This window comes from Gammaproteobacteria bacterium (assembly GCA_028817255.1).
GTDB lineage: Bacteria > Pseudomonadota > Gammaproteobacteria > Porifericomitales > Porifericomitaceae > Porifericomes > Porifericomes azotivorans.
The window spans coordinates 1-10,594 of the sequence record JAPPQA010000185.1; the positions used below are offsets into that span (position 1 = coordinate 1).

Here is a 10,594-nt window from a genome sequence, read left to right on the forward strand (position 1 = left end):
GCGACGGCCGCTGGCCGCGACACCGGGTGGTCGCGGGCGGGTAGTGCCGGCGGCTTTATCTTCGGTGTTCATGTTCTTTTGCGGCTAAAAAAAACCCCGGCGTGTATCCGATTTGCACCAGACAGACCCCGGGGGGATTAACGCCTTTTGGGCGCAGATAAAAATTATACGCGAAAAGGCAGATGTCATGTGTATGGGGCCATCAAACCGTTACGCAATCGAAGGGAGGAAAAGCGGCTTCCTTATTCCGCTATTCCCTCATTTTTCCCATCACTCCCCCCTGGAGGGGGAGTCGCAGCAGCCAAGCCGTCAGGCGCCGGCTGCTGCGGTGGGGGGAGAAGCGGCGGTTGCGATTTCCGTGTCCGCTGGGGGGAAGGAGGCGCCGCTATGCCCCCCACCGGCGCGACTTCGGGCTCCGCCCTCGTCTTGCCGACTCCCCCTCCAGGGGGGAGTGATGCGCGGGAATAGCGGGGTGGGAATCTTTTCCCCTCAATTTACCCGGGAGAGGTTTTCCGCTACCATCGGCGCGACTTTGCGCCCGTAGCTCAGCTGGATAGAGTGCTAGGCTACGAACCTAGAGGTCGGGGGTTCGAATCCTCCCGGGCGCGCCAGGATTGCTCGGCGGGGCGAAGGGAGGCAAAGGGGCGGTTTTGCGGTGGCGGGGCGGCGGGTGGCGCGTCCCCGGCCAGCCAAGCCCCTTATCCCCCCCACAACAGTTTGCGTTTCGCTTTTTTCAAAGATTCCAGCGGGCCTAGCAACACCAGCACGTCGTCGCTTTGCAGCACGGTGCGCGGGTTGGGCGGCTCTTCCCGCACTGCGCCGCGCCGCAGGGCCTCTATGCGAATGTCTTGCGGCATCGGCAGTTCGCCGAGCCGCTTGCCGACGGCGTGGCTGTTGGAATTGAGCAGCACCGTCTTCAATCGTGGCGCGTCGTGTTCCTCGAGGCCGTCGCTTTCTTCGCCGCCAAAGACTCCTCGCAGTTTTCGGTACTTGTCGTGGCGAGTCTGTTCCACCAGTCCCAGCAGGCGCTCGGTGGGCACGTGCAGGTAGCCGAGCACGGAGGTTGCCAGCGTGGTCCCGGCCTCCACGTATTCCGGGACGATGTCGGTGGCGCCGGCCCGTTGCAGGCTCTGGAAGCGGCTGTCGTCGCGCAAGCGGACGATGATTGGCAGATTGGGTCGGATACTGCGCGCCCAGCGCACGATTTTCTCCGCCGCGGGCGGGTCGTCGAAACTGATCGCCAGCGCCGCCGCCTGTTCCACCCCGGCCGCCTTCAGCAATTCGGGGGAACTGCTGTCGCCGTAGAAGACGTTCTCTCCGGCTTCCCGGCATTGCTGCACGATGATGGGATCGATCTCCAGCGCGGCATAGCGCTGACCGGCGCCGCGCAGGAAGGTTGCCAGGTTCTGACCCACATGCCCGAAGCCGCACAGTAGCACGTGGTTCGCGGGCGGCTGTCCCTCGGTGTCGGCGGGTTCTCGTCCCTGTTGCCGCGGCGGAGGTTCCAGGTCTTTGGGGAACAGCCAGGCGATCAGCGCAGAGTCGTAGCGGATCAGAAAAGACGAGATCGCCATGCTGAGAATAATGGCGGCCAGGATCGGCTGCCCGTCGGCGTGAGTGACGATGCCGGATTGAATGGCCACGATCAGCACGGCCAGGCCGAATTCTCCCCCCTGGCCGAGCAGGATGCCCGTGCGCAGGGCGACCTGCGGGCGGTGTCCGGCGATAGCGGTCAGCAGGGCGATGAGCAGGCCCTTGCCGAAGATTAGCCCCGGCACCAGCAACAGCAGCCAGGGCCAGGTCTGCGGGATGACGCGGACGTCCAGCTGGATGCCAACGTGGATGAAGAACAATCCCATCAATACGTCGCGGAACGGCCGCATGTCGCTCTCGATCTGGTGGCGGTAGGCCGATTCGCCCAGCATGACTCCGGCAAGAAAGGCGCCCAGCGCGAGCGACAGGCCAAACAGATGCCCGATCCCCGCCGCCGCCAGTGCCGCGAACAGGGCGGTCAGAGTGAACAATTCGTTCGACCGTGCCGCCGCGACCCAGTGGAACAGCGGCCGCAGCAGCCAGTGTCCGGTGGCGTACACCGCCAGCACCGCCATTCCTCCCTTGGCGATCGCGCCGGTAAGCGCCAGTCCGGTCGGCTCCTCGCCGAGGAGGGACAGGGTGGGGATGACAGCGAGCAGGGGAATCGCGGCAAGGTCTTGAAACAGCAGGATGCCCAGCGCCAGCCGACCGTATTGTTGGTGGGATTCCATCCGTTCGGTGAGTTCGCGAACCCCGATTGCCGTCGAGGAAAGGGCCATGGCGCCTCCCAGCACCAACGCCATGGATGGGGTCATGCCCATCATCATGGCGATCGCCGCGCCGGAGATGGTGGAGATGGTTACCTGGGCCCCTCCCAGTCCCAGGATCGGCCCGCGCATCGCCAGGAGTTGCGAGAGAGAAAACTCCAGGCCGAGCATGAACAACAGGAATGCGAGCCCGATTTCGGCGAGCAGATCCAGCCCGGGCCCTTCGGGCAACCAGCCCAGGGCGTGCGGACCGACGGCGATGCCGACCGCCAGGTAGCCGAGCATGGGCGGCAGGTGCATGCGTCTCAGTGCGGCGATCATCGCCACCGACAAGCCGAGCAGCAGCAGCACCTGGGATAAGATTTGCTGTTCCAAGGGCGGGAACTCCTCCCCCGTCTCCGACGAACTCGGATTATAATGGCATATGCGGGCGGCGCTTCGGGTAACGGGAGGTTATGCGCCGTCCTTTATCGAGCTCCCGCTATGCGATACTGTGCGCTCAGGGGGTATTTCAGGGGGTATTTTGGATTTCTACGAGCCCAAATTGTGGGAGCAAATCCTGGTGGGAGGACTTGCGGTTCTGGTCGTAATGTGGTTCTGGCCCGGCATCAGGCAGGCGGTGCGCGAGAGCCAGGAGGCGGAGAATCCCGATTGGCGCAGCGCGTTGCTGGCGATCGGCGCGGTAGCGGCGTTCGTGGCCCTGCTGATCTTCCTGGCCGCGGGTTAAGACGGCGGCCGGTCCGGTACCGGCAAATCCTGAGGTTCTTCCGTCGCCGGCGGCGCGGTCTCCGGTTCGTCGGGGGCTTCGATGTCTTCCGTATTGGCGGACAATCCTTCCCCCGAATCCTCCCCGACATTTCCTGCGTCGGTCGCGTCCGGCCCTGCGAGAGAGGGCAGGGATTCGGTTTCCGCGGTTTCCGCCGGCGCCTCCTCCGGCAGGATGGGTATGGACGCGGTGATCCCCTCGTCTGCATCTGCCTCTGTAATCTCAGCGGGGGTTTGCTGGTCAATGAGGCTTCCCTGCGTGAAGCCCTGTTTGGCAATGTAGGACAAGGCCAGACTGTTGGCCAGGAATACGGTCGCCAGGATGGCGGTCAGGCGGGTGAAGAAATTGCCCGCCCCCCGGCTGCCGAAAACGGTTGCCGAACTGCCGCTGCCGAAGGAGGCGCCGGCGTCGGCGCCGCGCCCGTGCTGCAACAGGATGATGGCGATCAGGGCGACGGAAACGATCCCCTGCACGATCGCCAGCAGGCTTTGTAATATGATCATGATGTCTCCTTCGTCGTTGCCTTACAAATGGCGATGAACTCGTCCGCCTGCAAGGAGGCGCCTCCAATCAAAGCTCCGGCCACCTCCTCCAGGGAGAAAATCGCGGCGGCATTTTCCCGCCGGACGCTGCCTCCGTACAGGATCGGTACTTCCTGCGCCAATGCCGCCTCCCGTGCCGCCAGCCTTTCGCGGACGAAGGCATGGGTTTGTCGAATTTCCCCCGCCGCCGCGCTTTGTCCGCTGCCTATCGCCCATATCGGCTCGTAGGCGATCACCGCCCGGCGCAAAGAGGAAGGCGGACACCGCTTCAGAACCGCGGCCAGTTGCGCGTCGAGCGTCTCTTCCGTAGCGCCGCTCCGCCTTTCTTCGCGGCGCTCGCCAATGCATATGATCGGGCGCAACCCGGCAGCCAGCGCGACCGCGGCCTTCTCGGCTACCAGGGCGTTGCTTTCGCCTTGCATCGTTCGGCGTTCGGAATGGCCTATGATCGCAAAGCGGCAATTATAATCCATGAGCATGGCCGCCGAAACCTCGCCGGTGTGGGCGCCGGCCGCGTGAGGCGAGAGATCCTGGGCGCCCAGGGCGATATCGCTGTCCGCCAGCCGTGCCGCAACTTCCGCCAAATAGACGAACGGGGGGCAAAGCGCGACTTCGGGCGCGACCCTGGCGCGCTGTAGGCCGGCCAAGCCCGCGCGCACGGCATCGGCCAGCGGACGCACGGTCGCCAGGGTGCCGTTCATCTTCCAGTTGGCGACGATCAGAGGACGGCGGGACTGCATATCGCTTGCTCCGGTGGCAGGGCGGTTCACTGTTCCGCGTACGCCTGGACGTGCCTTCGGGCCTTACCCGCGCGCGGCATCGCCGCCTGGCAAAAGGCCGCCTTGCGAAAGGGGGCTCATGTCCGCGCCGTTTTGCGCCGGCCGCCCCGCCGCACCGCCTCGTTCCCCACCTTGCCCCTTTCCGCTATGCAATGCCGGCAATCCTTTCGCCCGCTGCACTTTTCTTTGGAGTGGCGAACGATCAGCGCATGGAACTCGTTATAGAAAGCCGCATCCGCTTGCAGCGACTCCTCCACGCGCAGGCGCAGTATATCATAGCGTTCCTTTTGCCGGGCCCAGCCCAGGCGGGAAAACAACCGGCGGGTATAGGCATCTACAACGAATACCGGGCGCCCGCAGGCGTATAGCAGGATGTCGTCGGCCGTTTCCGGTCCGATGCCGTTGACCGACAGCAGGGATGCGCGCAACTCGTCCGTGGGTATCCGTTGCAGCGCCCGGCACCCTCGTTTCCCCAGCAACCATCGGCACAGGTTTTGCAGTCGGTGCGCCTTAACGCGGAAGTAGCCGCAGGCACGGAGCCTGGCGGCCAATTCGTCGTGCGGCAGGGACAGAAGCTTGCGGGGGCGCAGGCAGTCGGTTTCCCGAAGCTTGGCGATCGCCCGTTCCGCATTTTTCCAGCTGGTGCCCTGGGTCAATACCGCGCCTACCATGACCTCGAAGGGACTGTCTGCGGGCCACCACGATTGCGAGCCGTAGGCGCGGTACAGGCGGCGGTACAATTGGCGCAGGCGGTTTCGGTTTAAGCCGGTGCCTCCCGGCGGGCGCCGCCGGGCGGGGTTCTTGCGCCCGTTGCCGCCGTTGCCGCCGATCTTGTTCATTCTCGTAGAGACGGCTTCTTTCCCCGAAGCGCTCTTGTGGGCGAACGCAGTCCCGGAAGACTCAGCGCCCGGCGGAAGAGTTTCCGGTTGTCGGTGTTTCTTCGGCGGGCGTATCGCGGTTATGCCCAGCACCCGCGGGCGCGGTTTCCTCGTCTTTTATTTCGGCGTCGTTTCCCGTGTCCGCCGCCATTTGGATATTCGCGGTCTGGGTCCCATTCCCCTCCTCTTCCGGGGCGTCTCCTCGCAGTTCGGGCAGTGGCGGCAGCTCGCTCAGTTTTTTCAGGCCGAAGTAATCCAGAAAGGCGCGGGTCGTGGCAAGCAACTCCGGCCGGCCCGGCGTTTCCCGGTGCCCCACGCCGCGGATCCATTCCCGCTCCTGTAAGGTTCGAATCAGGTTGACGCTCAGGAGCACGCCGCGAATTTCTTCGATCTCCGCACGGGTAATGGGTTGGCGATAAGCGATGATCGCCAGGGTTTCCAGCAGCGCGCGGGAGAAGCGGGGCGGGCGCTCTTCCCATATCCGGTTGACCCAGTGGGCATAGCGGGATTGGATCCGGAAGCGGTAGCCGCTGGCGACTTCCTTAAGTTCGACTCCGCGGTCGGCGTACTCGTCGCGCAGGGTTTCCAGAGCCTGGCGTATCTCTTCCGGTGCGGGCGGCGCCGGGTCGGCGGCAAACAGGTTCCCGATCTGGCGCACGCTGAGCGGGGCTTGTGTAGCCAGCAGGGCGGCCTCTACGATGTTCTTGATTTCGTTGCCGTCCCGGGAGGTTTCGCCGGCGGTTTCAGGCGGATTTGATGTGGATGGGTCCGTAGGCATCGTTCTGCACCACTTCGATCAACGATTCGCGCAACAATTCCAGCAGCGCCAGCAGCGTGACGACTACCCCCGCGCGCCCTTCTTCGGCCCGTAGCAGCAAGCGCCATTCCCGGCACGCATCCGGCGCCAGGGCAGTCAGCAGTTCGCTCATGCGCTCGCGCACCGAGAGCGTTTCGCGCTGGATGTAATGGGGGCGGAGGAGCCGGTTTCTCTCCAGCACCTCTGTGAGGGCGCGTACCAGGTCTTCCAGGACGACGACCGGCGGCGGGTGTATGCTCTGCCGGTCCGGGAACTCGGCTGTGGCCGGGAACAGGTCTCGTTCCATTCGTTCCAGCCGGTCCAAGTCCTCGGCTGCCTGGCGGTAGCGTTCGTATTCCGCGATCCTCCGCGCCAGCTCGGCGCGAGGATCGGCCTCGGCGTCTTCCTCCACCGCCGATTGCGGCAATAGCATTCGAGACTTGATCTCGGCCAGCAGGGCGGCCATTACCAGATACTCTCCGGCGAGCTCCAGTTTGAGCTCCCGCATCAATTCGATGTAGCGCATGTATTGGGCGCTGATCTTGGCGATCGGGATATCGAGAATGTCTATGTTCTGGCGGCGGATCAAGTGCAGCAACAGGTCCAGCGGACCCTCGAATTGTTCCAGGAAGACGCGCAAGGCGTCCGGCGGGATATACAGATTTCCCGGCACCTCGCGGCAGGGTTCGCCGGCGATCACCGCCAGCGGCCGGTTCCCGCTTACCCGCGGCTGCCCTTCCTCCGGAGGCCGCGGCGCCGCTCGATTGGTTGTCGTTTGTTCCATCGCGTGTCTCGCCCCGGCAGTGTTCAATGGCGGTCCAGACCGGCCGCTTCCCGCACTTCCCGCAATGTGGCCCGCGCAATAGTGCGGGCATGTTCGCGTCCTTCTTCCAGAATACGCTGGATAGCCGTCGGGTCCTGCGCGTATTCCTGTCCCCGCTCCCGGATCGGCGCCAACTCGTCCTGAACCCGGTCGGTCAGCCGCTGCTTGCAATCCAGGCAGCCGATCGACGCGTTGCGGCATCCTTCCTGTACCCACTGGTGGGTTTCCCGGTCGGAGAATATTTTGTGCAACTCCCATACCGGGCACTTTTCGGGATCGCCGGGGTCGGAGCGTCGTATCCGGGCAGGGTCGGTGGGCATGATGCGCAGTTTTTTCGCGACATCGTCCGGCGCTTCGCGCAAGCCGATGGTATTGTCGTGGGATTTCGACATCTTTTGTCCGTTCAGGCCCGGTATGCAGGGCGTCTTGGTGAGCAGGGCTTGCGGTTCCGGAAAGAACATCCGGCCTCCCCCCTCCAGGTATCCCTCCAGGCGTTCCTGGTTGCGCAGGGAAAGATTCTGCTGGGATTCGATCAGGGCGTGTGCCTTTTGCAGGGCATCGGCGTCTCCCTGTTCCTGGTATTGCCGGCGCAGTTCATTGTAAATTTGGTGTTTTTTCTTCCCCATTCTGGCGGCGGCCGCTTCGGCCTTCTGCTCGAAGTCCGGTTCGCGTCCGTAGAGATGATTGAAACGGCGCGCGACTTCGCGGGCCATCTCTACATGCGCCACTTGGTCGGCGCCCACCGGCACCCGGCCTGCCTTGTACACAATAATATCCGCGGCTTGCAAAAGAGGATAGCCAAGGAAGCCGTAGGTGGAGAGGTCGCGGCCCGGCAGCTTTTCCTGCTGCTCCTTGTAGGAGGGAATGCGCTCCAGCCAACCGAGAGGCGTAAGCATGGACAGCAGCAGGTGCAACTCGGCATGCTCCGGCACATGCGACTGGACGAACAGCCGGGTATTTCCCGGGTCGATCCCGGCCGCCAGCCAGTCAATCACCATATCGTTCACGTTTTCGGCGATGCATTCCGGGCGCTCGTACTCGGTGGTCAGGGCATGCCAGTCAGCGGCAAAGAAAAGGCATTCGTATTCGAACTGCAGTGCAAGCCAGTTTTTCAATACCCCGTAGTAATGCCCCAGATGCAGCTTCCCCGTTGGTCGCATGCCGGAGACCACCCGCCGGTTGCTGGCCGCAGTCAACGGTCCGTTCCCCCGGAAAAGGGGCGCGGCAAGGCCGAGCGACTTCCTAGCATGCGCGCTAGCATATCATGGCATGGCCGCTGTGCGGGCAGGCGGGCGGGGCGCCGGTCGTGCCCCGCTGGAGTCGGCGCCGCGGTTTCGGCTATTATGTCTCCGGCCCATGGGTTTTTTGGGGGGTTTTTTGGGGGTTTTTGGGGGTTTTTGCGGAGAAGCTGATGAAAGCCTGGCTCGATTTTTTCCCCGTCCTGATTTTTTTCCTGGCCTATTACCTGCCCGAGGACCGGGAACATGCGCTGTACCTGGCGACCGCGGCGACGATGGCGGCGTCGGCGTTGATCGTCCTTGCCGGGCGCCTGCTCTACGGGCGCTATGACGGCAGGCAGGCGGCGGTGTTTGCGATCGTGTTGTTGCTGGGCGGCGCCACGCTCCTGTTGCAGGACAAAGACCTGTTCAAGTGGAAGCCTACCGTGGTCAATTGGCTGTTTGCCGCGGTGCTGCTGGGGGGCCGGTTCCTGGGGCGGCGCAACCTGATACAGGCGCTGCTCGCGTCTTCTTCCCTGCAACTCCCGGTGCCGGTATGGGAGCGGCTGAATTTGAGCTGGGCGGGATTTTTCCTCCTGCTCGGCACGATCAATCTTTACGTGGCCCACCATTTCAGCGACGATATCTGGGTCAACTTCAAGGTTTTCGGTATGATGGGTCTGACCCTTATGTTCGTGTTGGTCCAGGCACTCTACATCAGCCGGTTTCTTGAGACTCCGGGAAAGGGGGCGGATTAAGCTTTGTGGTACGCCATCCTGTGCGAGGATGTAGAGGATAGCCTGGCCCGGCGGCAACAGGCGCGCCCCAGGCACTTGGCGCGGTTGGAGGAACTGCAGGACCAGGGACGGCTGTTGCTTGCCGGCCCCTGTCCGCGGATTGACGGAGAAGACCCCGGACCGGAGGGCTTCAGCGGCAGTTTGATCGTCGCCGAATTCGCTTCCCTGGAGGCCGCCCGTGCCTGGGCCGAAGCGGATCCGTATATGAGCGCCGGGGTGTATCTGCGCGTCGTGGTCAAGCCCTTCAGGCCGGTGTTCTCGAATGCCCGTTGAGGAGCGGGTGAAGGACGCGGTGCGTACGCGCCTGCAATCGCTGCATCCTTGCCGTTTGCAGGTCATTGACGAATCCCATATGCATATCGGGCATGGCGCGCCCGGCGCCCATATCAGAGTCGTCATCGTTGCGGAAAGTTTTGTCGGAAAATCGCCGCTCGAACGCCACCGCTTGGTTTATAAGGCGATTGGCGACCTGCTCCCCGATACGATCCACGCCCTCGGCATCCAAGCGCATAGCCCCGAAGAAGAGAAAACCGCCGCCGTATGAGGCGGCGAGGCGCCTGTTCCGTCTCCCCCGGCCCGGTATTGCCGGGGGAGACGAACGGGCCGGACTGGCTGACTGACGAACGGGCGCGCCGGACTAACGACTAACGCTAACGGTTGGTGACGACGAACTCCACCCGGCGGTTCTGCGCCTGTCCGCGCTCCGTTTGATTGCTGGCAATCGGTTGCGCCTCTCCGAGACCCCGGAGCTGCAGGCGGTTCTTGGAGATGCCTCGTTGCACCAAGTGGTTGTAGGCTGCTCTCGCGCGCCGCTCGCTCAGGCTTTGGTTGTATTCGTCGGTGCCGACGTTGTCCGTATGTCCCTCGATCCGCAGTTGGATGTCCGGCATGTCGCGGAGCACGGCGGCGGTCTCGTCGAGGACCCTTATCGCTGCCGGCGTCAGCGCCGCCTGGTCAAACTCGAAGTGGACGTTCTCCAGGGAGACCAGGGCTTCTCCTTTCAGGGGGCAACCCTCGAGATCCACGACGGAATTTTCGGGGGTGTTCGGACAGCGGTCGTTTTCGTCCACGATGCCGTCGCCATCGCTGTCGGAGAGCAGAGGACATCCCAATTGATCCACCTGCGTACCGGGGGCGGTATTCGGGCAGATATCGATCGTGTCGGAGACGCCGTCGCCATCCTCGTCTCCCGCGACAACGGGTTGTGCGGGCTGTGCGGGTTGCACGGGTTGCGGCGCCACTTCCCTGGCCGGGACGGGGGCCTGCGCTACCTCTTCCGTGGCCCCGCACAAAACTGCGCTCAGGATCCCTCCGGTCGCAGCGCCGACGGCAATGTCGGCCTCGTCGTCGCTATCGACCGCGACCCCGGCGGCGGTGCCTATGGCCGTTCCCACCAGCGTACAGATCAAATAACTGTTCTGCAGGCGCGTATTGCCCGCGCATCCGTACAGGAATAACAGGCTAGTGCAGACGAACAGCGCGCGGGCGCGAATAATTCCCCTTAAAAAGTTTGAAAACATAGCGAGTTCCCTCATCTACCTGATGCTAAGATAATCCTATATCTGCAGAAGTCAAGGAATTGCGAGGTTCCCAAAAAATCCGCGATGGAAGCAAGTGGAGGGATTTTCCCCGTGCGGAAGGGGTGCCGACCGGGGCTTGGATGGGGCTTGATTAAGGCCAGAAAGGGATTATATGG

Annotated in this window: 12 protein-coding genes and 1 tRNA gene; 5 read left to right on the plus strand and 8 right to left on the minus strand. The window is 63.5% G+C overall.

Annotation, left to right across the window (positions count from 1 at the left end; translation table 11 throughout):
* Positions 1–534 precede the first annotated feature (534 nt).
* Positions 535–611, plus strand: a tRNA-Arg gene (locus tag OXU43_07510).
* Positions 612–698: 87 nt separating this feature from the next.
* Here the strand turns inward: OXU43_07510 and OXU43_07515 are convergent.
* On the minus strand, positions 699–2,675 hold the full coding sequence (locus tag OXU43_07515; protein ID MDD9825002.1) for a cation:proton antiporter: 1,977 nt from the start codon (positions 2,673–2,675) through the stop codon (positions 699–701).
* Positions 2,676–2,844: 169 nt separating this feature from the next.
* Between OXU43_07515 and OXU43_07520 the strand changes: the two genes are divergently transcribed.
* The gene (locus tag OXU43_07520; GenBank protein MDD9825003.1) at positions 2,845–3,027 is read left to right on the plus strand and encodes a hypothetical protein; all 183 of its coding nucleotides are present in this window, start codon (positions 2,845–2,847) and stop codon (positions 3,025–3,027) included.
* Here the strand turns inward: OXU43_07520 and secG are convergent.
* The 6 genes from secG to OXU43_07550 all read right to left on the minus strand — a co-directional run bounded on the left by secG (position 3,024) and on the right by OXU43_07550 (position 8,080).
* Positions 3,024–3,569, minus strand: a complete 546-nt coding sequence (secG, locus tag OXU43_07525; protein MDD9825004.1) for a preprotein translocase subunit SecG — start codon at positions 3,567–3,569, stop codon at positions 3,024–3,026. The two genes, OXU43_07520 and secG, sit on opposite strands and share 4 nt — an antisense overlap.
* Positions 3,566–4,348, minus strand: a complete 783-nt coding sequence (tpiA, locus tag OXU43_07530) for a triose-phosphate isomerase (GenBank protein MDD9825005.1) — start codon at positions 4,346–4,348, stop codon at positions 3,566–3,568. The genes secG and tpiA overlap by 4 nt, the downstream gene beginning before the upstream one ends.
* A gap of 116 nt (positions 4,349–4,464) precedes the next feature.
* Positions 4,465–5,226 (minus strand): endonuclease, encoded by a 762-nt coding sequence (locus OXU43_07535; protein ID MDD9825006.1) that lies wholly within the window; start codon positions 5,224–5,226, stop codon positions 4,465–4,467.
* A 61-nt stretch (positions 5,227–5,287) separates the two neighbouring features.
* A complete protein-coding gene (gene scpB, locus OXU43_07540; protein MDD9825007.1) occupies positions 5,288–6,043 on the minus strand; it encodes an SMC-Scp complex subunit ScpB in 756 nt (251 codons plus the stop codon).
* Positions 6,009–6,845 (minus strand): segregation/condensation protein A, encoded by an 837-nt coding sequence (locus tag OXU43_07545; GenBank protein MDD9825008.1) that lies wholly within the window; start codon positions 6,843–6,845, stop codon positions 6,009–6,011. The genes scpB and OXU43_07545 overlap by 35 nt, the downstream gene beginning before the upstream one ends.
* 23 nt (positions 6,846–6,868) lie before the next feature.
* The gene (locus tag OXU43_07550) at positions 6,869–8,080 is read right to left on the minus strand and encodes a tryptophan--tRNA ligase (protein ID MDD9825009.1); all 1,212 of its coding nucleotides are present in this window, start codon (positions 8,078–8,080) and stop codon (positions 6,869–6,871) included.
* A 215-nt stretch (positions 8,081–8,295) separates the two neighbouring features.
* Between OXU43_07550 and OXU43_07555 the strand changes: the two genes are divergently transcribed.
* Genes OXU43_07555 through OXU43_07565 form a run of 3 tightly spaced genes read left to right on the plus strand, consistent with a single transcriptional unit; the run spans position 8,296 to position 9,442 of the window.
* The gene (locus tag OXU43_07555; protein ID MDD9825010.1) at positions 8,296–8,859 is read left to right on the plus strand and encodes a septation protein A; all 564 of its coding nucleotides are present in this window, start codon (positions 8,296–8,298) and stop codon (positions 8,857–8,859) included.
* Positions 8,860–8,862: 3 nt separating this feature from the next.
* Complete coding sequence (locus OXU43_07560) at positions 8,863–9,171, plus strand: YciI family protein (GenBank protein MDD9825011.1); 309 nt, start codon at positions 8,863–8,865, stop codon at positions 9,169–9,171.
* Complete coding sequence (locus OXU43_07565) at positions 9,161–9,442, plus strand: BolA family transcriptional regulator (protein ID MDD9825012.1); 282 nt, start codon at positions 9,161–9,163, stop codon at positions 9,440–9,442. The genes OXU43_07560 and OXU43_07565 overlap by 11 nt, the downstream gene beginning before the upstream one ends.
* Before the next feature lie 106 nt (positions 9,443–9,548).
* On the opposite strand, the gene OXU43_07570 is transcribed toward OXU43_07565, so the two are convergent.
* Positions 9,549–10,418, minus strand: a complete 870-nt coding sequence (locus OXU43_07570; GenBank protein ID MDD9825013.1) for an OmpA family protein — start codon at positions 10,416–10,418, stop codon at positions 9,549–9,551.
* Between the last annotated feature and the right edge of the window lie 176 nt (positions 10,419–10,594).